The organism is Mogibacterium diversum (genome assembly GCF_938028775.1).
In the GTDB taxonomy this organism is placed as follows: Bacteria; Bacillota; Clostridia; order Peptostreptococcales; family Anaerovoracaceae; genus Mogibacterium; species Mogibacterium diversum_A.
Map to the genome: position 1 here is coordinate 62,437 of NZ_CALIZG010000005.1, position 24,485 is coordinate 86,921.

Genomic DNA, 24,485 nt, shown 5'->3' on the forward strand with positions numbered 1-24,485 from the left:
ATTTGATAATCACAATGTAGTAGTTTGAGACAATTCTCGAAGCAATTGATATTAGAAAAGGGTACACTTCGGATGAAGTGCACCCTTTTCTTGTGCTAATCGTATTATGAAAAAAGAATTATAAAATCTGTCCATCTTTACCAAACAGAGGTAGCTTCTCTAGGAAGATGATATCGTCTCTGTCAGCTGCATCACCCTCCGCAAGGACTGCCATCTGACCGACTATATTCCCTCCAACTGCGTTTACAAGCTTATCGAGTGCAGTTAACGACTCACCGGTACTGATTACATCATCAACTACCAGTATTCGCTTGCCTTCCATGGCTTCACGCTCTTCGCGTCCTACGCATAAAGTCTGCATGTGGTCTGTTGTAATCGAATCAACGCTTACTGTAATGAGGTCATCCATATAAATCTTAGGACCCTTACGCGCTACGATATAAGGTTTATTACCTGCCTGTCTTGCCATTTCATATGCCAGAGGGATTCCCTTTGATTCAGCAGTAATTATCACATCGAATTCAGGCGCTTTCTCAAGAAGCTCACTTGCACATGCAACGGTAACTTCAACATCGTTGAACATGATAAAAGCTGCGATATATAAGTCGTCTGAAACCTTGCATAGAGGAAGGTGTCTCTCTAGTCCTGCAACATTCAGTAAATAATCCATTGGTCGTCCTCCGTGTCCTATCTTCTATCTAAAAGTATTTAGTGAAGAAAATCTTGATTGAATTATTATAGCACTGCTGATGATAGGCTTGCAAACATTGCAATATAGCGCAAAAAATGATAAAATTTCATGATACACAATGATAGTATAATTGCTTAGTATGTGCACTTTTAGAGGCATAAATATAAAGGGACATGGGCATTAGATATGAATAAAAAGAAATATGAAAATCAACTATACGATGTTAGCTATGTTGAAACGCTCAAAGAACTAGTAGATAACTCTGTTCTGAAATTTTCGGACAGAGCTGCGTATATGTACAAGGATGATCACAAGGAACCATTCAAAACGATGACTTATGCCGAGTTCAAAGATGAGCAGAATGCAATCGGTACAGCGCTAATCGAGAGAGGTTTTAAGGGTAGTAAGATTGCAGTAATAGGCGATAACTCGCATAGATGGGCACTATCATATTACTCGGTCGTATGTGGCGTGGGAGTAATTGTGCCTATAGATAGAAACCTTGAAAAGGGCGAAATTACCAACCTGCTGCAGCGTGCTGATGTCGAGGCGGTATTTGCATCAACTAAACTTGCTAGTACGATAGCGTCGTTACTAGAAGAGCTACCTATAGTAAAAAAAGTTATCATCATGGCGGCACCTGGAGATGACGTTGATGAATTCCTCGAAGATGAGAGATTCATGACTATGGAGCAGCTCGTTGCAGAAGGAAAAGAACTTGTTGCTCAAGGCAAGCTCGATTATATAGATGCAGAGATTCACGCAGAAGATCTATCGACAATCCTGTTCACTTCAGGAACGACTGGGTTAGCTAAAGGTGTAATGCTTTCACACCGAAATCTCTCTCAGAACGTATTTAATATGTCAAAATACGTACAAATTCCAGATGGAGGCAGAGTACTCGATGTGCTTCCGATGCACCACGTGTACGAGATGACCTGCACTGTTATGACGAGCTTTTATCAGGGAGCTACTGTCGTAATTTGCGAGGGTCTCAAGTATATACAGCAGAATTTCGTAGAGGCTGAGTGCAACATCATGCTTGGTGTTCCGCTGATCTTCGAAAATATATATAGAAAGATTTGGACTAAGGCGGAGAAAAGCGGAAATGCTGACAAGCTGAGACGAGCAATTAATATGTCTATGAAGCTTGATCTTAGAAATAAGAAAATAGTAACTAAGAGACTTTTCAAGGCGGTTCACGATATATTCGGCGAAAGCTTATATATTCTTATAGCTGGGGGCGCAGCAATTGATCCAAACGTAATTTCTGAATTTGAAGCTATGGGTCTCCCTATGATGCAAGGATATGGTATGACCGAAAACTCTCCTATTATTGCAGTAAATCAGGACAGATACGGAAAAGCTGCTTCAGTGGGAAAGCCGATGCCTGGAACAGAGGTACGAATAGTAGATAAGGATGAAAGTGGAATTGGTGAAGTAATATGCAAGGGTCCATCGGTGATGATGGGATATTACAAGGATGCAGAGAATACGGCCAAAACCATCAAGGATGGATGGTTGTATACTGGTGACTATGGATATCTGGATGAAGATGGATTCCTTTATATCACAGGCCGCAAGAAGAATGTAATCGTAACTAAGGGTGGTAAAAATATTTTCCCTGAAGAGGTAGAGTATTACTTGCTGCTCAGTGACTTTATAAGTGAAGTAATCGTTTACGGTAAGCACGAAGAGATTAAGGACGATCTGATTTGTACAGCGATAATGTATCCGGACTTTAAGGCTCTTGAAAATGCAGGGTACATGACCGACGAAGAGAAGTACCGCAAGCTGAAGGAAGCTGTTGAAGAAGCAAATTCCAAGATGCCTCCTTTCAAGCGTGTTAAGAGAATCGAGATTCGTGAAGACGACTTTATCAAGACGACAACACTTAAGATCAAGAGATTCGAGGAAGAAAACTATGAGTATAAATTCGACGACAGAGACTTCGAGAAGGGACGCAGATTCTAAGGTGGAAGATAGCAGCGATATTAGAGACGAATACCGTCAGATTAAGGCGAGAGAGATGGAAGAGATGCAGGCTATTATGGATGCGATTAAAGAATCCAAAAATCCTGCAATCAGACATACGTGGCGTCGCCCAGTTACAGATATTAAGAATATACTGGAGACTAGTGCGGAGCTTTATGGAGATAAACCGTTATTTCTGCAAAAGTTCAACAAGGACGAACCCTTCCAAGAGATTTCTTATAGCAAGGTGCTAGCAGATGTAAATGCTCTTGGAACTGCACTTATCGAGCTTGGACTAAAGGGGAAGCACATCGGCGTAATTGGCAAGAACTGCTATGAGTGGGCGGAAAGCTATCTAGCAGTAGTTGGTGGAACAGGTGTAGTCGTACCACTCGATAAGGAGCTCAATGAGGAAGAATTATCTCAGCTAACTGCTAGTGGAGAACTGTCAGCGGTCATCACCATGGATAAGCATTATGATATATTTAAACGAATTAAGGAGAGAGATGATAACATACTTGATTTCGTTATAAATGTAGGAATGCACAGCAACGAGAATGCCGACAAGGGGTTACTATCATGGCATAAGCTTAGAGAACATGGATATGAACTCGTAAAAGCCGGTGATAAAAGCTTTATAGATGCGGAAATAATAAACACCGATATGGCGATTATCCTTTTCACGTCTGGGACTACTGGAACCGCCAAGGGCGTAATGCTTAATAACAAGAACATCTGCTCTAATGTCATGGTAGCACAGACATACTTAAACATTGAGGTGGGAGATATATTCTTCTCCGTACTTCCGATACATCACACCTACGAGTGCACGTGTACTTTCATCGAGTCGATGTACTGCGGAGCTACGATGGCATTTTGCCAGGGTCTAAAATATATAGTCAAAGACCTACAGGAGGTAAAACCGCATCTGATGCTTGCGGTGCCACTGATATACGAAAACTTCTACAGTAAGATCTCTAGACAGATTAAGAAGAGCGGTAAGGAAAAGCAGCTTAAAGCTCTGATGAAGATAAATAGGATTACTAAACATGTTGGAATAGACGTGAGTAAACCTGCGACAAAGAAAATTACAGACCTTTTCGGTGGACGCATGAAGATGCTTATCGTCGGAGGTGCTGCGATTGATGGGGAGATTATGGACTTCTATAGAGACCTTGGTATCACTGCAGTTCAAGGATATGGACTGACGGAGACATCGCCGATGGTTTCGCTAAATCCGGAGGATCCAAAGCTCATCGACAATGCATCTGCAGGGCACCTGCTACCTTTTGTAGAGTGCATGATTAGTGATAAGGATGACGATGGAGTGGGAGAGATTTGCTTCCGCGGACCTAATATCATGATGGGGTACTATAAAAATAAAGAGAGCACAGATGAGGTGATTAAGGACGGATGGTTCCACACTGGTGATCTGGGATATCTGAGTGACAAGGATTACGTTTATATTACAGGGCGTAAAAAGAATGTAATTATCGCGGCTAACGGCAAGAACGTTTTCCCAGAAGAACTCGAGTTCTACCTTATGAAGAATGAGTGCATTGAAGAGTGCATGGTATGGGGTGATGAGGATAATGATGACCAGCTGAAGCGCGGCATATATGCGACTATTAAACCTAATAGGGAACTGCTCGCCGAGAAACTAGATGGAGAAGTTACCGATGAACAGGTGAGAGAATATATAGAACGCATTGTAGACAAACAGAATGAAACAATGCCTCTCTTCAAGAAAATAAACCACGTCATCATACGTGATAGAGATTTCAACAAGACAACGGGTCTCAAGATTAGAAGGTTCGTTGAGGACAATAAGTGGTCATAGAAAGAGAGATGATTGATATGGCAGAATATAAATATCCGGCGCTCCTTCATGATAGGGCTAAGCTGGTCAGCAACGTGAAGAAACTCTCAGACAAATGCGGTGAGCAGGGGATCCAAATTGCGGGTATCATCAAAGCTACAAATGGTACAGTTGCGGCTGCCGAGGATTTTGTAGCAGGTGGAGCAAAACTTATCGGTTCATCTAGACTTGAACAACTTAAACGTGCTAAAGATGCTGGCATAAGAGTGCCACTTCTTCTAATAAGAGTTCCGATGCTATCTGAAATTGATGAGATGGTGGAGATTGCAGATATAAGTCTGAACAGCGAACCCTTAGTATTAGAAGCCATCAATAAGGCAGCACTTGATAAAGGAATCACTCATAAGGTGATTCTAATGGCTGATCTTGGGGACCTTAGAGAGGGATTCTTTAATCTAGATGAATTAGTTGAGACGGCTGTCAGGGTGGAGAATGAGATGCCTGGGCTTGTACTAGCTGGCATAGGGACTAACCTTGGATGCTACGGCTCTGTAATTCCTACAGAGGATAAGATGGTAGACCTCGCTAAACTAGCGGAGAGAGTTGAAGCGGAGATTGGTAGAGAACTAGAATATGTATCTGGTGGAGCTACAACGAGCTTGCTTGGAGTATACCATGGGTACATGCCAGATAAAATTAATATGCTGAGACTTGGGGCTGGACCTTTAATTGGTCCACTAGAAGATGTCAGATTGTGTTATAATCTTGAGGCTATGGATGAATTAGAGTGCCCCTTCGTGCTTAAAGCAGAGGTTATAGAGCTTAAGGTAAAAGCTAGCTATCCGCAGGGTGAGCTCGGGGTAGATGCTGCCGGTAAGAGGAGAGAGTATGTTGATAGAGGCATGCGTATGAGGGCGCTTCTAGCAATCGGTAGAGCTGACTATGGAGATATAGATGATTTGGTTCCTGAGATGGAAGGAACATCAGTGATTGGCGCATCAGGTGATCACACCATCGTCGATGTCGAGGATGTAAAGGACACTGTTAAAATCGGAGATATCATGACGTTTAGGCTGAAGTATTCCGCGCTGCTTAACTTAGCAGAAAGCGAAAATGTAAAGAAATACGAGATTTAATAACAGAAGGTTGAAAGGAGTAAGAGACCAATGGCACCACATGATAATGAAATGACGAGAGAGGGATATGAAGCCCTGCAGAAAGAACTTGACCACCTAGTTACGGTAACTAGAAAGGAAAATGCCGAGAGACTTAAGGAAGCCATCTCATATGGAGATATCTCTGAGAACTCAGAGTACGATGCGGCAAAGGATGCGCAGGCAGAAACAGAAGAGAGAATCACCACTATTGAAGCGATGCTCCGTACAGCAAAGATTGCAGACGAAGACGAGACACCTGATGAAGGTGTAATTGCTACTGGTCGCACAGTAACACTTCATGATCTAATTTACGATGAAGAGGTTACTTACAAGATTGTAGGAAATACAGAGGCAGATCCATTTAACGGAAAGCTTTCAAATGCGTCAGCAGTAGGTCAGCACTTACTCGGTGCAAGAGCAGGCGATGTACTAGAGTTTCCGGTTATAGACGGAACTGCAAAGTATAAGGTTCTTGACGTCAGAAAGTAAAAATCCGTTCAATTAGTGTGCTGAAGATATTAAATGCGGTGCACGACAGCATATTTATACAGTTCGTGAGAAAGGGTTATGAATCACAATGAGTAACGACAACGTAAAGACTCCTGAGCATGAACAGCCGGAGCTTACAGCAGAAGAAATAAGTGAGCAGCGACAGATCAGAAGAGAGAAGCTGCAAGAACTGCGTGAGATGGGCAGAGATCCATTTGTGCAGGAGACATACAATGTAACTGCTCACAGTAAGGATATCAAGGACAACTATGATGCTCTTGAAGATCAAGAGGTAGCGATTGCCGGTCGTATCATGAGCAAGAGAATCATGGGAAAAGCGGCATTCTTTGATGTTCAGGATAAGCAAGGCAGAATCCAGTGTTATGTTAAGCGCGATGATATTGGAACTGAAGAGTATAAAGTTTTCAAGACATATGATATAGGTGATCTTGTTGGCCTTAAGGGAATCGTCTTCAAAACCAAGACAGATGAGATATCGATTCATGTGCATGAGCTTACACTTCAGGCAAAGTCCCTGCAGGTGCTTCCTGACAAATGGAGCGGCTTAGTAGACACGGATCTAAGATATAGACAGCGATACGTAGATTTAATTGTAAATTCAGATGTTAGGGATACATTCTTAAAGCGTGCAAAGGTAGTTAGCACTATCCGTAGAGTGCTCGAGGACGATTATGGCTTCCTTGAGGTTGAAACTCCAGTGCTACAGACGATAGCTGGCGGTGCTAACGCTAGACCATTTAACACACATCACAACGCACTAGACTTCGACTTACACCTCAGAATTTCTCTAGAGCTTCCGCTCAAGAGGCTGATTGTTGGTGGACTCGATAGAGTATATGAGCTAGGCAAGGTATTCCGTAATGAAGGCATGGATAAGAATCATAGCCCTGAATTCACTTCGATGGAATGCTACATGGCATATGGAAATCAGGAAGATATGATGGACCTCATGGAGCAGATTGTATATAAGTGCGCTATGGAAGTAAATGGTTCGCCTATTATCTCCTATGAAGGCAAAACTTTCGACGTTACACCTCCATGGAATAAGATTGACATGACAGAATCTGTAATTAAGGTTACGGGAATTCCGTTCGATAAGATCGATGATGATGCGGAAGCTCGTGAGCACGCAATCGCATATGGAATGGATGCCGAGGAAGTTAATAAGTGGACTCGTGGAAAGATTATCGCAGAGATGTTTGATGAGTACTGCGAAGATATCCCAGGACTGCTTGATGGACCAGTGTTCCTGACTGGACACCCAGTAGAGGTATCGCCGCTTGCAAAGAAGGATCCAAATGATCCTCGAATTACTCGCAGGTTCGAAGCCTACATCAACGGATGGGAGCTATCAAATGCTTTCTCAGAGCTCAACGATCCAATTGATCAGTATGAGAGATTCGCAGAGCAGCAACGAGAGCTAGACCTTGGTCTAGACGATGAAGCTCATCCGATGGATATGGATTTCGTAAATGCGCTAGAGGTTGGAATGCCTCCGACTGGTGGACTTGGAATTGGTGTTGACAGACTGGTGATGCTGCTTACAGATTCTTCGACTATCAGGGATGTCCAGCTATTCCCTGTTATGAAGCCGCTTGGAAAGAGCAGTAGCTTTGAAGAAAAGACGGATAGAAAACTCGACCTATCAAAGGTTAAAGTTGAACCATTGTTCGAAGAGTTCGTAGACTTCGATACATTTAGCAAGTCTGATTTCAGAGTAGTTAAGGTTCTGGCTTGTGAGGAAGTACCTAAGAGCAAGAAGCTTCTTAAGTTCACCCTTAATGACGGTTCGGGCCAGGCTAGAACAATATTGTCCGGTATCAAGGAGACATACTCTGCAGAGGAGTTAATTGGAAAGACTCTCGTTGCAATTACAAATCTTCCACCACGCAAGATGATGGGACTTGAATCATGCGGAATGCTGCTGTCAGCAATCTGTGATTATGATGGAGAGGAAATTCTAAACTTATTAATGCTGGATGATTCGATTCCGGCAGGCGCAAAGCTATACTAATATCACAAAATTATGATTATGACAGGGCTCATGAAAAGGGTCCTGTATTTTTATGCTTATATGCATGTAATCAATATGCGAGATATAAAACAAATCTATATCTCGCTATGGATAATAAGTATTTCCATAAAATTTTACTTGATGGTAATCTATGTTTAGCGAACAAGAGGGGGTATGTATATATGAGCAATGAATTAAAGACACCATTTAGATATGACTATGTAGGAAGCTTTCTTAGACCACAGGCACTCAAGGATGCAAAGGCACAGTTAAGAAAGAATGAGATTAGCAAGGAAGATTACGACAAGATTGTTGATGAAGAGGTTGCAAAGCTTGTAGCTAAGCAGAAGGAACTCGGTTACCACGTAATTACAGATGGAGAGTTTAGAAGAGCTTTCTGGCATCTCGACTTCATGTGGGGGTTTGAGGGCGTTGAACATGAGAATACAGGTGGCGGAATTCAGTTCCACGGCGAGCTCGCGTTGCTAGATGATACATACCTAGTTGGTAAGCTAAAAGCTAAGCCTCACCCATTTGTAGAGTATTTTAAATTCTTAAAGCAGTTTGAAGATGAGAATACTGTTGCTAAGTACACGATTCCTGCACCTGCACAGACATTCCAGCAGTTCATCATCCCGGATAACCTCGAGAGCACTAGAAAGTTCTACGAGACAAATGAAGAACTGATTCATGATATTGCCAATGCTTATCGTGAGGTAATTAAACAGTTCTACGATGCCGGTTGCCGTAACCTGCAGTTTGATGACTGCACATGGGGCGCAGTTGTAGGAGATGCTGCGAAATTGAGATATAAGGCGTTAGGTATAGATCTAGATACAGTTAAGTCACAGCTGCTTGAGGTGAACAACCTCGCACTTGAAGGAAAGCCTGAAGATCTAGTTATCACTTCACACATCTGCAGAGGAAATTATAATTCGACATACTTCTCAAGTGGAGCATACGATTCAGTTGCAGATTACGTGTTCGCAAGAGAGAATGTAGATGCGCTGCTACTCGAGTATGATGATGAGCGTTCAGGCAGCTTTGAGGCACTTGTAAAGGTTTCTCCTGACAAGAAGGTGGTTCTCGGTCTTATCACTACGAAGTCGCCTAAGTTAGAAGATAAAGAAGCAGTTATTGCAAGAATTAAGGAAGCAAGTAAATACGTACCTCTTGAGAGACTGTGTCTCAGTCCTCAGTGCGGATTCGCATCTTGCGAGATAGGAAACAAGCTAACTGAAGAAGAGCAGTGGGCTAAGCTAAGATTAGTTAAAGAGATTGCAGAAGAAGTTTGGGGATAGACTCTGCTAAGAAAGACTAGAGGTAAGAGATGAGCAATTTAAAGACACCATTTAGATATGATTTTGTAGGAAGTTTTTTAAGACCAGAGAGACTTAAGGAAGCGAGAAGAGCTTTTGATAACGGTAATATCGGCTACGATGAGCTGAAGAAGGTCGAAGATGAGACAATTACTGAGCTCGTATCCAAGCTCAAGGAGCTAGGATATCACGTGATCACAGACGGTGAGTTCAGAAGAGCGACTTGGTATCTTGACTTCATGTGGGCACTTGACGGTGTAGGACATAAGCCAACCAAGACTGGACTGCCATTTCATGGAGAGGATGCAATTGTAGATGATACATACTTAGTTGGTAAATTAAAGCTATCGGGAGAGCATCCATTCATAGATCACTTTAGATTCGTAAAGCAGTTTGAGGATGAGAATACAGTTGCGAAGCAGACAATACCTTCACCAGCACAGTTCCTCGCACAGTTCCTATTCCCGTTCAATCTGGAGTCAACCTTTGCTCAGTATGAGAGCGAAGAAGCATTTATCGATGATGTAGTAGAAGTATATAATGAGTTCATCAGGCAGCTATATGATGCAGGCTGTAGAAACCTTCAGCTAGATGACTGCACATGGGGAATGTTCACAAACAAGTCCGGCTCCATTCTGTTCGGAACAACTGAGGAAGGTACAGTTGAAGTTCAGAAGAAGTACAAGGACGTTAACAATAGAGTGATTGATGCAGCACCTGATGACCTAGTGGTTACTACACACGTGTGCCGTGGAAACTACCATTCAACATATATCAGCAGCGGCCCATACGATGCAGTTGCAGATGTTCTGCTCGGAGAAGAGAATGTCTCTGCGTTCTTCTTAGAGTTTGATGACGAGAGATCTGGAGGATTTGAGCCACTTGCAAAGGTCCCTGAGGACAAGAAGGTAGTTCTCGGACTAGTTACTACCAAGAGACCGGAGCTCGAAGATAAGGCGGTTCTTCATGCGAGAATCAAAGAGGCAAGTAAATATGTGCCTCTTGAGAGGCTTTATCTCAGCCCTCAGTGCGGATTCGCATCTTGCGAGATAGGAAATAAGCTAACTGAAGAAGAGCAGTGGGCTAAGTTAAGACTCGTCAAGGAAGTAGCAGAAGAAGTTTGGGGACAGAACTAAAACTCTGTTAGATAGACTAAACGCATGTGATTGATAATAATTCATTAAAGGGCAGCCCGAGGGCTGCCTTTTTCTTTAAATAAAGCATTGAAAAAATTGCTGCAGTGTATATAATTAAATTGTACACAAGTTATGTGGCGGATTCAGATATATGGAATAGATTATGCGCTTTCGCCGATAAGGAGAAGAACAATGAGTAAGAATATATATTTTGCCGGTGGTTGCTTCTGGGGCACAGAGAGGGTATTCAAGGAGATACCAGGGGTTATAGAGACGACTGTTGGGTATGCGAATGGAAGAGTTGAGAATCCTTCGTATGAGCAGGTTTGCAGAGGTGATACTGGCCATAGGGAGACAGTTAAAGTCACATATAATCCTGAGAGACTATCGCTCGAGAAATTAACACATGCTTTCTTTATGGTCATCGATCCAACTGTTCAGAATAGACAAGGACCGGATATCGGAACACAATACCAGACTGGAGTATATTACGAGGATGAGCAGGATTTGCCGATATTAGAGAAGGTATTCGGACAGCAGAGAGATATTAATGAAGAGTTCTACGTAGAACTAGAGCCACTTGGTTCGTTCTATGCTGCCGAGGATTACCATCAGGACTATCTCGATAAGAACCCAGGTGGATACTGTCACATTACAAACTATGAGATTGAAGAAGTTAGAGCGCTATTCGCTGCAGAAGCTGCCGCGGCTGGTCAGGAGATAAAGGATGATCTTTATCCGTCGGATGAGACCGAGGAGGAGCTATTCTACCGCATTGGACCACAGGCGTATAACGTCGTTAGAAAGTCGGGGACAGAGCGAGCTTTTTCTGGTGAATACGACGACTTCTTTGAAAAGGGCATCTATGTAGACGTCGTGAGCGGTGAACCGCTGTTCGTATCGACGGATAAATTCAACTCTGGCTGCGGATGGCCTGCATTTACAAGACCTATAAGTGAGGAGCATGTGGTCTATCTGCGAGACAATACGTTCGGCATGGAGCGCATTGAGGTTAGAAGCAAGGGTGCAAATTCTCATCTAGGACACGTATTTCAGGATGGACCAGCAGAAGATGGTGGCATGAGATACTGCATCAATTCAGTAGCTCTAAAATTTATACCAGTTAAAAACATGCTAGAGGCAGGTTATGGCGACCTGATTGAACTTGTAAAGTAAGAGGGAGGATGAATATGAAAGTTCTATTTAATGAGTATCCAAAATGCAGTACATGCAAGAAGGCTAAAAAGTGGCTCGATGACAATGGTGTCGCTTACGATGACAGATATATAGTTGAAAATAATCCTACAAAAGAGGAGCTAAGGGACTGGCTATCGAGAAGTGACAAGCCGGTGAGAAAGTTCTTTAACACAAGCGGAATGCTCTATAGAGAAATGGAACTCAAGGATAAGCTAGACGCGATGAGCGAAGATGAGCAGCTCGGGGTTCTAGCATCTAATGGAATGCTTGTAAAGAGGCCGCTAGTCGTTGGTGATGACTTCGTGCTCGGTGGCTTCAGAGAGAAGGAGTGGGAAGAGAAACTCCTGGGATAATAGGATAAGATTGCTACACTGTAGTGCGTTTAGAGAAGGGCCCGAGGGGGCTCTTTTTTAAATATGCGCGAAATGTAAGGTTTAGTTGACTGTGATTTTAGTAATTGAGTTCAATAAGGTTTCATAAAAGTATGTTACAATAGGGTAATTTATATTAGTGCAGTAAAGGGGTGCTCAAATGTCCGAAAGCTACACAGGCAGAATCAATCGCAAATTACAGCGCAAGCAGAAAGTCATAAGGGCTGCGGCAGGCAAGTGCAAGGCAGATTTAGTTCTTAAGAATGCTACATACGTGAGCGTATTTTCAGGCGAGCTGAGAAATGCTGACATTGCGGTTACGAATGGATTAATAGTTGGACTTGGTGAATATGATGGTGATAAAGAGGTCGATATGACGGGCAAAATCGTGTGCCCGGGATTTCTTGATGCTCATATCCACCTTGAGAGCTCTCTTGTTACGCCGACTGAATTTGTAAGGGCGGTGCTTCCTCATGGAACGACTACGGTGGTAACGGATCCGCATGAGATTGCAAATGTGATGGGGACAGACGGCATTGAGTATATGATTCAGGCGACCGAAGGACTCCCGATAGATGTAAGATTTATGCTTCCATCATGCGTTCCTGCGACTCCACTTGACGAGTCTGGTGCAACGCTCGATTATAGAGCGATTGATAGTTTTTACGAACATCCTAGAGTGCAGGGACTTGCAGAGATGATGAATTACGTCGGTACAGTCGCTGCAGATGAGCAGGTTGTAGAAAAGATAGTCGCTGCACAGGCACACCACAAGAAGATAGATGGCCATGCACCAGGGGTGAAGGGCAAGGCTCTAAATGCATACGTTGCCGCTGGCGTGTATTCCGACCACGAGTGCGCTACAGCAGAAGAAGCGATAGAGAAGCTTGAACTCGGTCAAGTAATAATGATAAGAGAAGGTACAGCAGCCCATAACCTCGAGGCGCTGATGCCGCTTTTGACAGACAAATACGCAGATAGATGTATGTTCTGCACCGATGATAAGCATCCGTCAGACCTGCTGGAGAAAGGGCACATAGACTATATTATTAAGAAAGCCATATCGATGGGAGCAGATCCTATACTAGCAATCAAGGTTGCGAGCACTAATGCAGCTAGATATTTTAGGCTGAATAATCGTGGTGCCATTGCGCTCGGATATCTTGCGGATTTCGTCATAATAGATAATTTTGAAGATTTTACAGTCGAGCAGGTCTACAAGAAAGGCAAGCTTATGTTCAATAATGGCAAGCTCAAAGAGTTTAAGGCTCCGGAAGTAGATGAATTCCTGACTACAAGGGCTCATAGCACTTTCAAAGTTGATAAACTTACTGCGGAGGCATTTAAAATAGACAGACCTCGAGGGGTGCTCGGCATGGTTCCTGGTGAACTGATGACCACAGATGAGGGATATGAAACTGGTGTGGATGTTGCCGAAGATATCCTCAAAATCGCTGTAGTGGAGAGACATAACTATACGGGACATATCGGAATCGGATACATCAAGGGTTACGGTCTCAGAAGTGGAGCAGTTGCTACCAGTATCTCGCACGATTCTCATAACATCATAGTTGTCGGAACCAATGATGAGGATATGGCTGCTGCAGTTAATCATATTGCGGAAAATGGCGGGGGAATAACGGTATTTGACGGCGGTAAATGTATCGGAGACGTGAAGCTAGGGATTGCCGGCCTAATGAGCGATGCTCCGCTTATTGATGTGAATAAAAATCTTGAAGATGCGAAGGCGAGAGCTTTTGAACTCGGAGTGAGCAGATCGATAGATCCGTTTATGACGCTTTCCTTCATGAGCCTGCCTGTTATTCCTAAGCTGAGACTCACAACAAGAGGTGTGTTCGACGTTGAGAGTCAGAGCTATGTGTAGGCAAGAATAATTAAATGAATGAGATAGATAAAACGATAATTGAAGAGTTAGCCTCCCGAGTAGAAGAGCTTGGAGGGCGTGCATACATGGTAGGCGGAGCCGTTCGTGATGAGATTATGAAGCGTCCCATTAAAGATGTGGATATTGAAGTACATGGAATCTCTGAGGCGGTTCTAGAAGCGGTGTTAAAGGAACTTGGAAAGCCACTTCGATTCGGCTCTGCTTTTGGTGTGTACTCGCTTGCTGGTCATCAGATAGATATTGCACTTCCTCGCTCAGAAAGAAAATCTGGGTCTGGTCATCGCGACTTTGAAATTGAAATCGATCCGTTTATCGGAATCAAAGAGGCAGCACGGAGGCGCGATTTCACCATGAATGCGCTTCTAAAGGATATCCTGAGCGGTGAAATCGCAGATCCTTTTGGAGGCACGGAGGATATCAAAAACCGAATAATCCGTCACATAGACGACGAGAAATTCGGTGAGGATCCACTCCGTGCCCTCCGTGCTGCCCAGTTCAGATCCAGATTCGGATTCCAGGTCGCGCCTTCCACGATTTCAATCTGCAGGGCGCTGGACCTCAGGAATCTCTCGGCCGAGCGCGTCGAGATGGAGATGAAGAAGGCGCTTCTGGAATCCCGCCGACCATCCGAATTCTTTGAATGCCTGCGGGAAATGGGCCAGCTCGGATACTGGTTCCAGGAACTCGAACAGCTAATTGGGCTAGAACAAAATCCTAAGTTCCATCCAGAAGGTGATGTCTGGACTCACACCATGATGGTTCTGGATAGGGCGGCCCGGTTCAGGCCTTCTGCGAGTGATCCATACGCGTTTATGCTGCTGGCTCTCACTCATGATTTCGGCAAGATTACGACGACTGAATTCGTTAATGGCGCAATTCACGCGTATGGTCACGAGCTACAAGGAGCAGAAATCGCGGAGCGATTTCTGAACCGCGTATGTCATGGTAGCGATATAAAAAAGTATATCGCTAATATGATTCCTAATCACATGCGCCCAAACAAGATTGCTGAAGCGAGATCGTCGGTCAAGAAGACGAACCGAATGTTTGACGATGCTATTGCTCCTAATGACCTTATATATTTTGCAATCTGCGATAAGCCAAAATTGCCACACCTGGATGCTCATAATCTGAGTCAGGCGTCAAACGAGTCACACGAGTTATTGGATGATACTTCAAGAAAATCAGAACTTTACACAGATGATGAAAGGCTCAGGGAACGAGAGCGGATACAGTTCTTGTTCGATAGACTAGATCTGTACAGAGACATGATGGCGAGACCTTATGTTACAGGAAAGGACTTGATCGATAGGGGAATTATGCCAGGCGATGACTTCGGCACAATCCTCGAATATGCACACAAACTGAGACTAGCTGGTGTATCAAAGGATGATGCGCTTAAGCAAACACTTCCCTATGCGAGGAAATTAAGAAAAAATATTAAATGATAAAATTCTTACAATAGTGTATAATGTACCTATTAGGTAATATTTATCAAAGAGTTATTACTAAAAGCGTGACGTTTGAACATATTTGCATTTTATTAAATAAATAAGAAAGAAGGAACAATTATGGAAAAAAGGCAAGCGTTGTCAGTTCGCAAATTATTCGTTTTGCTACTATCATTTCTGATGATAGGGATAGCTGCACCGAATATGGAGGCTTTTGCGGTTGAGAATACAACGACTGATCTTAATCTAGCAAATCTCAACCTATATGAGTTCAAGTGCAGGCAGGAGAATATGCAGGTCGTTAGCACTGGCTCAGGAACTCTGAAGGAAGTAGTTACACCTAATGGCTCATGGACTAAGAGTACGGTGTTTATGCACAAGTATGAGAAGTCCAATTCGAAGCAGGATTATGATAATGTGCTTGAACTTCTATTCACTAATGCTGGTGAAGTAAATGGCAAAAAGGTCAACGTGAGAGTGAAGGTTTCTCACTTACAGCTGAATCCAACGGTATATTACGGGCAGCAGGCAAACTTTAATGATGCCAATGCAGGGGTACCTTTTTTGACGGTTGACCAAAACTGGGGTGATAGTGGAATTCAGCTGATGGATTATGTATATCCTGATCATCCTAATTTTACTAATGACAATATTTGGTCTTTCAACACTAAGACAGACGTTACAGCAACTCTCGAGTATGCTGATGGTACACCTTGCGATTTAAAGCTGACGATGCAGCCAGCTGATATCGATGTGAAACCAGGAAATCCTATTGCTGGGAACCGCAGATCTTCTTTTTATGAAGAGCTAGGAGTCAAGAATCTTGATAGCACTATTGATAAGATCGTTTACAATAGAGCGGTTAGTTTGGATGAGGAAAATGGATCTGGCAACTGGCATTGGTGGAAAGCGAATGCGAGCATCACTGCAGCTGGAACTAGCGGGCAAGACGAGTATAACAAAACTGGATTTGTTATGCGCAGCAAGACAAACTCGATTACTTTCGCTTATAATTCTTCTGTAACGAGCGGTGGGCTGTTCAAGTTCTTTGCTGAAGTTCCTTACCATAATAATCCTGGTACAGCAGCTAAGAAAACTGTAGATAAAGCACAGGCACCAAAGCGTGTTGGAGAACCTATCAACTACACTGTAAGGTACACAGTCCCAAGACCGGGTACTGATATAATTGATGATATTAAGTCGTTGAAATTTGCCGATACCTTTGATAAGAAAGTGGACTTCAAAGAAGCAATCGTTAAGTTTGATGGCAATACTCTAGTCAAAGGGCAAGATTATCAGGTAACTGTGACACCAGATAATGAAAATTGTCAGGACCATGTAGAGATTAATATTATCAAAAATGCTCTGTTCGCAAGAGATAAGGGTGGCAAAGTATACGAGATAACTTATAAGACTGAGACAAATAGCAGAGCGCTAGTAGAGGGTGATAATACTATTACGAACTCAGCAGCAAAGATGTATTTTGATAATGTGTCAGTTCCTACGAATACCGTTGAGACTAAGATACTGCCACCAACTAAGCCTAATAAGGACGTTTTTAAAGACGATATGTCCACTAGCGTTGACGGAAAGACAGTTAAGGGTGGAGATGTACTTACATATAAAATAACGTATAAGAATACAATCGGACGAGCAGATGATGTGACGATTACAGATGCCATTCCTAAGTACACGAAGTACGTTGCAGGTTCCGCAGATAATGGTGGGGTGGAACAAAACGGTGTCATCACTTGGAGAAAGACAAATCTCGGTAATGACGAGACATTTATGGTGACTTACAAGGTTAAGGTAGATGAGGATATTAATGGAAAGCCAGTAGATAATCAGGCAAAGGTTAGCACGAACTATTACAAGTTTGACACTAATAAGACTCATAATCCGACACCGGTTATACAAAAGAAGCCTGTGGTCAACAAGCATAGACACACACCTAAGACAGGCGATAGCAATGGGCTTCTTCCTTACTCAATTGTGTTTATAGGATCTGCACTAGCATCACTCGGCTTGTTAGCAGCTAGAAAGCGCATAGCAAGGTAGCATATCGCCAACCTTTCAAAATTAACATGATGCGAAAAAAGCGGGACCAGTGTCCCGCTTTTGTAATATAGCAATTTCTTACCATAGTTCCTTTGGATATTTTCCGTCAACCTTCATCTCGGAAAACTTCGTGGCAACCTCATCCTTATCCTCTTTGTAGGTGACACCGAACCACTTGTCACTTGACTGAAGAACTGCAACGGTAGCTCTACCAGCTTTGACCTCTGTATCGATGCAGTAAGGAAGGAAGTACTCTCCCTTCAGTGGATTTTGCTCTATGATTTTATCGAGTGCAGCCGGAAAACCAGCTTTCATAACCTCGAGGAATTCAGCACCAAACCCCCATAGGTTCATGGATACCGATTGACCATCAGGCACATCGTGTCTCACACCTTTTGAGCTTGTTGCTCGAATTACACCATCACTCTCACGTATAACGTCCGAATGCTCCTCGATATCCGATAAATATCCATCTGTAACCTCGCAGAGTCCACGAGCAACTGAACCATTTAGAGAGAGTGTGTTCTCAATCTTGAAGCCGACCATACAGTGGTGTGTAGCATCAGCGGATTCACTGAGGAATTTATATATCTTCTCAAATGCTTCCTGTCCATAGTAGTCATCTGCGTTAATAACAGCGAAAGGTGCATCGATATAATTTCTTGCTGCGAGGACGGCATGACCAGTACCCCAAGGTTTAGTTCTTCCGTCTGGAACAGAGTAGCCTTCTGGTAGATCGTGAATGTCCTGAACTGCGTAGTGAGTTTCAAATAGTTTACCGGCTCTTCCTTTGATATGGGCTCTAAAGTCCTCTTCAAAATCCTTCTTGATTATAAAAGCGACTCTCCTAAAACCTGCCTGATATGCGTCATAGAGGGAAAAATCCATGATAATGTCACCCTCAGACGTAATCGGATCAATTTGCTTCGGTCCGCCGTATCGACTTCCCATTCCGGCAGCCATTATTACTAGAATTGGTTCCATTTTATTTCTCCTCTTCTATCATTCGGTTAATTCTGGCTCTGACCATATCTTCGCCCATAATCTGCTGTATTGCCCATACATCAGGAGACTGTGCACGGCCGACGAGAGCAAGTCTGATAACTGTGCTTACGTGGCCAACGTGACCCTTATAATCATCTGGATTCTTTTTGTAGTCCTTAGGCTTTGCAGCATAACCTAGGTTAGTTGCAATTTCTCTTATCTTATTGAACCATTCTTCCTGTGTATCGGCGTGGTTGTAAGATGATAGGTATTCTTCAAGAATCTTGACCTTATCTGCTTCAGCTTCGGCAGGGACTTCATCAATGACTTTAAAACTCTGATCGTAGAAATAGCTGATGAATTCCATAATTTGCCTTGCGTATACGAGGTCCTTGCGAGGTTTTTTCTCATCTCTACCTAGGTCAAGGATTTTCACTAGAAGATCCATGTCGTCGAATATGTAACTGTACTCAGGTGCGAACTCGAGGGACCAATCCTTTAGAAACTCAGCGATTTCATAAGCAGAAATGTGTAGCAGAGCCTCCTTGCTCACGTCATTAAGCTTATCGAGGTCAAAAAGTGCACCAGAGTTACTCATCTTCTCAGTGGTAAATTTGAATTCATCAATATCTGCCTCTGGATTCTCCATACGCCACTCCTCGTAATTTGAGTTGAGAATGGTGAGCAGATACTCCCTAACTGCAGCAGGATGATAACCCTGATCTCTATAATAATCCAGTGAAAGCTCTGGGTCCTTACGCTTCGATAGCTTCCTCTTGTTGCCATCTTCTCCTATTTTCATCAGCTGAGCGGTGTGACAATATACTGGAAGTTCAAATCCTAACTTCTCAAATAGCTCGACATGAATTGGAAGTGAAGGAAGCCACTCTTCTCCGCGTATGACGTGAGTCGTTCTCATCAGGTGGTCGTCAACGGCATGTGCAAAATGATAAGTCGGAATTCCTGTAGTCTTAATTATTACGACGTCCTGAAAGTTTTCCGGCACATCAAGTGCGCCCCTTATACCATCAACGACTTTGTTTCTCTTGATATCCTCGCCGGTAGCGTTAGGGGTACCGTCTGACTTTAATCTTATTACAAATGGGTCGTCAGCCGAGATATGATCGATTATAAGTTTTTCGATATCAGGATCACTATCCCAATCCCTATACTTTGACCATCCTGCATAGATTCCAGGAGCGATCTTTTCCTTTTCTTGCTTCTCTCTAATCTCGCTGATTTCTTCTTCTGTTAGGAAACAAGGGTATGCTTTGCCTTCAGCGAGCAGCTTCTTGGCATAGAATCTATATATTTCTCCGCGGTGGCTCTGCGTATAATCGCCGTAGCTACCGACATCACCATGTTCAGTGACACCTTCGTCGAATTTGATTCCAAAGAATGCTAGAGACGAGATAATTGTTTCTACGGCATTTTCGACAAATCTCTTATCGTCAGTGTCTTCGATTCTAAGATAGAAGATACCATTGCTCTGGTGAGCGAGTCTCTCGTCTACAAAAGCACCATACAGATTTCCGAGATGGATAAATCCAGTAGGGCTTGGACCAAGCCTGGTGACTTTAGCCCCCTCAGGGAGATTACGCTTAGGGTACATGGCTTCGTAGTCAGTATCGTTTGCAATCTCAGGATAGATGAGTTCGCTGAGCTCAATTGAATTCATATTAATCCTCCTGCGTTTAAATCTAATTAACTAATTAAGTTTACCATATTAATGCCATCAGTTGTAGAGCAGTGAGCATATATCCTCAACTTATAGAACCCATAAATTGCTTGAGAAAATCATTTAAGGAGAATATTGATTTCGAAAAAAAGACGTTTTATGAAAACTGTATCTTTCTTAATCTTATGGTATAATACATTCTGTATACATGTGAGATAATGAAGCAAAAAGTGTGGGAGGAAAGCCCGTATGATATTGTTCAAATACATATTGGCGCTGCTGCTGACGGTGCCAATGGGTGTCTTAGGTATTTACCTGTTTGTAGACTATTTTGATACCGTAAGGGGCAAGAAGCAGGCTAGGCAAGCTGCAGAGAAGCGCAAGTTAGAGGAACGGAAAAAAGCTCGAAAGGAAGGATTTACAATCCACATTCCGGACCCTATAGAACAATCCGATAGAAATACGCATAGATAGGTGGTGGCGAGGTGCCAAAGGGAATTTTTATTACGCTTGAGGGTCCGGATGGCTCTGGCAAAAGCACACAGGTTGAAAATATTAGGGCTTATTTTGTAAGCAATGGCAGGGAAGTTGTAGTTTCCAGGGAACCCGGTGGAACGTCGATTAGCGAGAAGCTTCGCAGCATCGTTCTTGATAATGCAAATGCTGAGATGGACGATGTTACAGAGATGTTAATATATGCAGCCGCTAGGGCACAGCATGTTGCTGAGAAGATAAGACCAGCGCTCGAGAGAGGCGCAGTTGTAGTTTGCGATAGATTTGTCGATTCAAGCATCGCATATCAAGGCTTTGGAAGAAACCTTGGTGATCAGGTTTCTGAGGTGAATAGATATGCGACAGGCGGACTTGAGCCAGATGTCACTTTTTTCATGGACTTAGACCCTGAGATTGGTAGAGCTAGAATCGGTAAAGATATTAGAGACAGACTTGAGCAGCAGAAGCTGGATTTCCACTATCGTGTGTATGATGGCTATAAGGCGCTTTGCGATAAGTGCCCTGAGCGCATAGTCAGGATTGATGCGAGTAAAACGATAGATGAGATAAAGGGCGACATCTATTCGAAACTCGAGACACTATAGTATAGGGACAATATAGCGAGATAGATGACTGAATATTTTACAGGCATCGGAGGATACGGGAGAGATATGGCACGGGAATATGCACATGCATACATCATAGAGGGAAGAAGTGGTGAAGAAAGGGATGATTATATCAGAAGCTTTGCAAAAGATATAATTTGCCCTAATACGGACTTGTCTGGACATGCGTGTGGAAGCTGCCCCGCCTGTATAAGAGTGAGCAGCGGTACTCATGAAGACCTGTTCTTTATGAGCCAGAGCGGTAAGGAAACTTATAAGACGGCTGACGCAGCAGCCATTATAGAAAGACTTAGCATGAGACCTTATGGAGAGCACAATGTGGGTATCATTGATAACGCAGAGAGGCTCAGCGAAATAGTTCAGAATAAGTTGCTCAAAACATTGGAAGAGCCATATTCTGGTACGGTAATCATTCTCGCTACAGATAACAAAGAGTCGCTTCTACCTACAGTAAGGTCCAGATGTGTCGAATTAAGAATGCATGAACAAACAAGCGATTTTGCAAACTCAGATAGCATTGAGCTTCTGATGAAAGAGTGGTTTGGTAAGACGTATTTTTTCAAAATCCGCGAACTCATTAGGAAAAGCTTTAAAGGCAACGAGGAGGCGTTTAAGTTTCTAGATGCACTAGAGAATAATTTGCACGAAAAGCTGATAGGTGGCGAAAGACTTCCTAAGGATGCTGGAGCTATTCTACAGATGATTGATAAAGTTGAGGAGACGAGGATAAATATCAAGCGTGGCATGAGCCCGGAATATGCGTTAAATTCATTGTTTCTGAGCAGAAAAAACATAAATAATCGTTAGCAACTATCCGGATGTTTAAATTCGGTTTTTAATAGATAAGAAGGGAAATTTATAGATGGTAGAAATTATAGGTGTAGGCTTTATGAAAGCCAACAAGACATATTACTTTGATCCAGCAGGGGTTAGCTACGAACTCGGTGAACTAGTAATAGTGGAGACAGCTAGGGGCATGGAACTCGGTCATATTTCAATAGCAAACTGTGAGATTGATGAGAGTGAGCTTGTTGCACCGCTCAAGGGTGTAGAGCGCAAGGCGACGAAAGAAGATATACAGAGATACAAGGACAATCTTGCTAAGCGTGACGGTGCTATGAAGGTCTGCGAAGAGAAGATTCTGCAGCACAAGCTGGATATGAAGCTTGTAGATGCCGAATTTACGATAGATGGTACAAAGGTTATATTCTACTTCTCAGCAGATGGAAGGATTGATTTTAGGGGACTTGTAAAAGATCTTGCGTCTCAGTTCAAGATGAGAATAGAACTTCGCCAGATTGGCGTTCGAGACGAAGCGAAGATGCTTGGGGGCATAGGGATTTGTGGCAGACCGCTTTGCTGTAGCAAGTGGTTAAATGACTTTCAGCCGGTTTCAATCAAGATGGCAAAGCAGCAGAATCTATCTCTCAATCCATCCAAGATATCTGGTACTTGCGGTAGACTTATGTGCTGCTTAAACTTTGAAAATAAGACTTATCAGGAGCTCCGCAAGGGGATGCCTAATGAGGGGGAGCGCATAGAAACCCCTGACGGAATAGCTAAGGTGGTAAATGTCGATTTATTTAATGGAAAGGTTACAGCTAGACTTATTGTCGAGGATAAAGAAACTGGAGAGGATACGCTAGGTCCTGATTACAATATCTATTTCAAAAAAGAAATTAAGCGAATAGATAAGAAACACCACCACAAGCAAAATGATGACATAGGAGATCTCGACGAAGAGACTCTGAAGGAGATTAAAGAACTAACGCGTGACTAGTTTAGGAATATTGAAATGCCTTATGGTGAGGACCTAAGATATGCAGAGAAAACCAGAGCGAATCGATGATATAGGAATGGGTGGATTTAAAGTAGTACAGGGAGATGGCTTTAGTTACGGGATTGATGCGGTTTTGCTATCAGCTTTTGCCAGTGGCGAAACCGGTGCTAAACCTGTCAAGAGTAGGCTCAAGATGCGCGTAGCTGACCTCGGGACAGGGAATGGGATTATTCCATTTATACTTGCCCATAAACTCCCTATATCTGAGATTGTAGGATTTGAAAGGAACCCGGTAGCTCTTGATAGAGCAGTGCGTGGACGTGAGATGAATGCTCTTGAGAATAGAATAAGCTTCGTGCTCACAGATGTTTCTCAGCTTGATGGATACGATGGTTTTTTCGACGCTGTTGTCACAAACCCACCTTACTTTAGGCGTGGTTCTGGGATTCCAAACGAAGATAGTGCAAAGTTCATTGCACGGCACGAGACCACGGCTGGAATCTCTGAATTTGCAAAGTGTGGAAGTCAGATTCTGAAGTCCGGAGGCGACTTCTACATGATTCATAGACCATCGCGCCTACCTGACATCTGCGAAGCCCTGCGAGCAGCAGCACTGGAGCCCAAGGAGCTGCAGCTCGTCGTACCGAGCAGCAATGAACCAGCGAATCTGGTTCTCATCCATGCAGTAGCAGGTGCAAAGCCTGACCTTAAGATGCTGCCAGAGATTGCAGTCTACAATTCCGATGGCACCGGATATACAGATTTGATCAAACGCATATATTTATAGAACTGGCATGAAAGATGAATATTATAAAGGAATATATGAGATATCGCATATTTATAAGATTGAACATACAATATGCCTAAGGTATAATTTATATACTACCTAAAGAGTAGAAGGAGGGAATGATGAGAGTCTCATTAGATATCAAGCAGGCGGCAATATTGCTAGTGCTAATCGCACTTTTTATACTCATAATTTTCTTGATTAGATTGGCTATCAAGCTTGCTGACACGCTTAGAAACGTGGATGAGTTGCTAGCTGATACCAAGAGGATGACAACAATTGCAGCAGCTAGAACTGAACAGGTTGATGATCAGATAGACCATGCGATTGAAATGTTTACGAGTGTGAGCAATAAAATTAATGAGAATCGGTCTATTATTAAGACTGCAGGCAATGTAGGAACTGCCGCTGGTGCACTCAAGTCATTCAGCAAAAAGTCAAAGAAGCGTGCGAATAGATATGAGATGGACGAAATGAATTATGAGCGTCCTAACAAGATTCGCAAGAGAAAACGCAGATAACTATATAAGATAAG

The 24,485-nt window shown here is 43.0% G+C and carries 21 protein-coding genes; 18 read left to right on the forward strand and 3 right to left on the reverse strand.

Features of this window, described 5'->3' with window-relative positions; genetic code table 11:
- Positions 1 to 118: 118 nt before the first annotated feature.
- A complete protein-coding gene (locus Q7O90_RS00620) occupies positions 119 to 670 on the reverse strand; it encodes a phosphoribosyltransferase family protein (protein WP_304126211.1) in 552 nt (183 codons plus the stop codon).
- 207 nt (positions 671 to 877) lie between these two features.
- Between Q7O90_RS00620 and Q7O90_RS00625 the strand changes: the two genes are divergently transcribed.
- The 12 genes from Q7O90_RS00625 (at position 878) to Q7O90_RS00680 (ending at position 17,603) form a co-directional block, all read left to right on the forward strand.
- A complete protein-coding gene (locus Q7O90_RS00625; RefSeq protein WP_304126212.1) occupies positions 878 to 2,665 on the forward strand; it encodes an AMP-dependent synthetase/ligase in 1,788 nt (595 codons plus the stop codon).
- On the forward strand, positions 2,616 to 4,505 hold the full coding sequence (locus Q7O90_RS00630) for an AMP-dependent synthetase/ligase (RefSeq protein ID WP_304126214.1): 1,890 nt from the start codon (positions 2,616 to 2,618) through the stop codon (positions 4,503 to 4,505). The genes Q7O90_RS00625 and Q7O90_RS00630 overlap by 50 nt, the downstream gene beginning before the upstream one ends.
- Before the next feature lie 17 nt (positions 4,506 to 4,522).
- Positions 4,523 to 5,620 carry an alanine racemase gene (locus tag Q7O90_RS00635; protein WP_304126215.1) on the forward strand — a complete coding sequence of 366 codons (1,098 nt, stop codon included), beginning with the start codon at positions 4,523 to 4,525 and terminating at the stop codon, positions 5,618 to 5,620.
- Between the two features lie 30 nt (positions 5,621 to 5,650).
- A complete protein-coding gene (greA, locus tag Q7O90_RS00640; protein ID WP_273450980.1) occupies positions 5,651 to 6,130 on the forward strand; it encodes a transcription elongation factor GreA in 480 nt (159 codons plus the stop codon).
- A gap of 88 nt (positions 6,131 to 6,218) precedes the next feature.
- Entirely contained in the window at positions 6,219 to 8,165 is a 1,947-nt protein-coding gene (gene lysS / locus Q7O90_RS00645; RefSeq protein ID WP_304126217.1) for a lysine--tRNA ligase, read from the forward strand.
- Between the two features lie 182 nt (positions 8,166 to 8,347).
- Positions 8,348 to 9,466 (forward strand): 5-methyltetrahydropteroyltriglutamate--homocysteine S-methyltransferase, encoded by a 1,119-nt coding sequence (locus Q7O90_RS00650; RefSeq protein WP_304126219.1) that lies wholly within the window; start codon positions 8,348 to 8,350, stop codon positions 9,464 to 9,466.
- 29 nt (positions 9,467 to 9,495) lie between these two features.
- The gene (locus Q7O90_RS00655) at positions 9,496 to 10,620 is read left to right on the forward strand and encodes a 5-methyltetrahydropteroyltriglutamate--homocysteine S-methyltransferase (RefSeq protein ID WP_304126221.1); all 1,125 of its coding nucleotides are present in this window, start codon (positions 9,496 to 9,498) and stop codon (positions 10,618 to 10,620) included.
- A 192-nt stretch (positions 10,621 to 10,812) separates the two neighbouring features.
- Positions 10,813 to 11,796, forward strand: coding sequence for a peptide-methionine (S)-S-oxide reductase MsrA (gene msrA, locus Q7O90_RS00660; RefSeq protein ID WP_304126223.1), 984 nt, complete (start codon positions 10,813 to 10,815; stop codon positions 11,794 to 11,796).
- Positions 11,797 to 11,810: 14 nt separating this feature from the next.
- The gene (locus Q7O90_RS00665) at positions 11,811 to 12,170 is read left to right on the forward strand and encodes an arsenate reductase family protein (RefSeq protein ID WP_304126225.1); all 360 of its coding nucleotides are present in this window, start codon (positions 11,811 to 11,813) and stop codon (positions 12,168 to 12,170) included.
- Positions 12,171 to 12,348: 178 nt separating this feature from the next.
- Positions 12,349 to 14,073, forward strand: a complete 1,725-nt coding sequence (gene ade / locus Q7O90_RS00670; protein ID WP_304126227.1) for an adenine deaminase — start codon at positions 12,349 to 12,351, stop codon at positions 14,071 to 14,073.
- A 14-nt stretch (positions 14,074 to 14,087) separates the two neighbouring features.
- Positions 14,088 to 15,542 (forward strand): CCA tRNA nucleotidyltransferase, encoded by a 1,455-nt coding sequence (locus Q7O90_RS00675; RefSeq protein WP_304126229.1) that lies wholly within the window; start codon positions 14,088 to 14,090, stop codon positions 15,540 to 15,542.
- Positions 15,543 to 15,665: 123 nt separating this feature from the next.
- Positions 15,666 to 17,603, forward strand: a complete 1,938-nt coding sequence (locus tag Q7O90_RS00680; protein WP_304126231.1) for an Sgo0707 family adhesin — start codon at positions 15,666 to 15,668, stop codon at positions 17,601 to 17,603.
- A gap of 78 nt (positions 17,604 to 17,681) precedes the next feature.
- Here the strand turns inward: Q7O90_RS00680 and Q7O90_RS00685 are convergent, their stop codons facing one another.
- Both Q7O90_RS00685 and Q7O90_RS00690 read right to left on the reverse strand, forming a co-directional pair.
- Complete coding sequence (locus tag Q7O90_RS00685) at positions 17,682 to 18,587, reverse strand: nucleotidyltransferase family protein (RefSeq protein ID WP_304126233.1); 906 nt, start codon at positions 18,585 to 18,587, stop codon at positions 17,682 to 17,684.
- A gap of 1 nt (position 18,588) precedes the next feature.
- Positions 18,589 to 20,265, reverse strand: a complete 1,677-nt coding sequence (locus tag Q7O90_RS00690) for a glutamate--tRNA ligase (RefSeq protein ID WP_304126235.1) — start codon at positions 20,263 to 20,265, stop codon at positions 18,589 to 18,591.
- A 249-nt stretch (positions 20,266 to 20,514) separates the two neighbouring features.
- On the opposite strand from Q7O90_RS00690, the gene Q7O90_RS00695 reads away from it, so the two are divergent.
- The 6 genes from Q7O90_RS00695 (at position 20,515) to Q7O90_RS00720 (ending at position 24,471) form a co-directional block, all read left to right on the forward strand.
- A complete protein-coding gene (locus Q7O90_RS00695; RefSeq protein WP_273450970.1) occupies positions 20,515 to 20,739 on the forward strand; it encodes a hypothetical protein in 225 nt (74 codons plus the stop codon).
- A gap of 11 nt (positions 20,740 to 20,750) precedes the next feature.
- Positions 20,751 to 21,362 carry a dTMP kinase gene (gene tmk / locus Q7O90_RS00700; RefSeq protein ID WP_304126238.1) on the forward strand — a complete coding sequence of 204 codons (612 nt, stop codon included), beginning with the start codon at positions 20,751 to 20,753 and terminating at the stop codon, positions 21,360 to 21,362.
- Between the two features lie 24 nt (positions 21,363 to 21,386).
- Complete coding sequence (locus Q7O90_RS00705; protein WP_304126240.1) at positions 21,387 to 22,190, forward strand: hypothetical protein; 804 nt, start codon at positions 21,387 to 21,389, stop codon at positions 22,188 to 22,190.
- A gap of 55 nt (positions 22,191 to 22,245) precedes the next feature.
- The gene (locus Q7O90_RS00710; RefSeq protein ID WP_304126242.1) at positions 22,246 to 23,163 is read left to right on the forward strand and encodes a PSP1 domain-containing protein; all 918 of its coding nucleotides are present in this window, start codon (positions 22,246 to 22,248) and stop codon (positions 23,161 to 23,163) included.
- 40 nt (positions 23,164 to 23,203) lie between these two features.
- Positions 23,204 to 23,950 carry a tRNA1(Val) (adenine(37)-N6)-methyltransferase gene (locus Q7O90_RS00715; RefSeq protein WP_304126244.1) on the forward strand — a complete coding sequence of 249 codons (747 nt, stop codon included), beginning with the start codon at positions 23,204 to 23,206 and terminating at the stop codon, positions 23,948 to 23,950.
- A gap of 122 nt (positions 23,951 to 24,072) precedes the next feature.
- Positions 24,073 to 24,471: a DUF948 domain-containing protein gene (locus Q7O90_RS00720; protein ID WP_304126246.1), complete on the forward strand. Its 399-nt coding sequence runs from the start codon at positions 24,073 to 24,075 to the stop codon at positions 24,469 to 24,471.
- Positions 24,472 to 24,485 lie beyond the last annotated feature (14 nt).

Bases quoted from the DNA above. Each gene is read 5' to 3' on its own strand.
- ade (WP_304126227.1), top strand. From the start codon at position 12,349: ATGTCCGAAAGCTACACAGGCAGAATCAATCGCAAATTACAGCGCAAG.
- Q7O90_RS00715 (WP_304126244.1), top strand. From the start codon at position 23,204: ATGCAGAGAAAACCAGAGCGAATCGATGATATAGGAATGGGTGGATTT.
- Q7O90_RS00685 (WP_304126233.1), bottom strand. From the start codon at position 18,587: ATGGAACCAATTCTAGTAATAATGGCTGCCGGAATGGGAAGTCGATAC.
- lysS (WP_304126217.1), top strand. From the start codon at position 6,219: ATGAGTAACGACAACGTAAAGACTCCTGAGCATGAACAGCCGGAGCTT.
- Q7O90_RS00675 (WP_304126229.1), top strand. From the start codon at position 14,088: ATGAATGAGATAGATAAAACGATAATTGAAGAGTTAGCCTCCCGAGTA.
- Q7O90_RS00655 (WP_304126221.1), top strand. From the start codon at position 9,496: ATGAGCAATTTAAAGACACCATTTAGATATGATTTTGTAGGAAGTTTT.
- Q7O90_RS00665 (WP_304126225.1), top strand. From the start codon at position 11,811: ATGAAAGTTCTATTTAATGAGTATCCAAAATGCAGTACATGCAAGAAG.
- greA (WP_273450980.1), top strand. From the start codon at position 5,651: ATGGCACCACATGATAATGAAATGACGAGAGAGGGATATGAAGCCCTG.
- msrA (WP_304126223.1), top strand. From the start codon at position 10,813: ATGAGTAAGAATATATATTTTGCCGGTGGTTGCTTCTGGGGCACAGAG.
- Q7O90_RS00620 (WP_304126211.1), bottom strand. From the start codon at position 670: ATGGATTATTTACTGAATGTTGCAGGACTAGAGAGACACCTTCCTCTA.
- Q7O90_RS00705 (WP_304126240.1), top strand. From the start codon at position 21,387: ATGACTGAATATTTTACAGGCATCGGAGGATACGGGAGAGATATGGCA.
- Q7O90_RS00690 (WP_304126235.1), bottom strand. From the start codon at position 20,265: ATGAATTCAATTGAGCTCAGCGAACTCATCTATCCTGAGATTGCAAAC.
- Q7O90_RS00680 (WP_304126231.1), top strand. From the start codon at position 15,666: ATGGAAAAAAGGCAAGCGTTGTCAGTTCGCAAATTATTCGTTTTGCTA.
- Q7O90_RS00720 (WP_304126246.1), top strand. From the start codon at position 24,073: ATGAGAGTCTCATTAGATATCAAGCAGGCGGCAATATTGCTAGTGCTA.
- Q7O90_RS00630 (WP_304126214.1), top strand. From the start codon at position 2,616: ATGAGTATAAATTCGACGACAGAGACTTCGAGAAGGGACGCAGATTCT.
- Q7O90_RS00635 (WP_304126215.1), top strand. From the start codon at position 4,523: ATGGCAGAATATAAATATCCGGCGCTCCTTCATGATAGGGCTAAGCTG.
- Q7O90_RS00695 (WP_273450970.1), top strand. From the start codon at position 20,515: ATGATATTGTTCAAATACATATTGGCGCTGCTGCTGACGGTGCCAATG.
- Q7O90_RS00625 (WP_304126212.1), top strand. From the start codon at position 878: ATGAATAAAAAGAAATATGAAAATCAACTATACGATGTTAGCTATGTT.
- Q7O90_RS00710 (WP_304126242.1), top strand. From the start codon at position 22,246: ATGGTAGAAATTATAGGTGTAGGCTTTATGAAAGCCAACAAGACATAT.
- Q7O90_RS00650 (WP_304126219.1), top strand. From the start codon at position 8,348: ATGAGCAATGAATTAAAGACACCATTTAGATATGACTATGTAGGAAGC.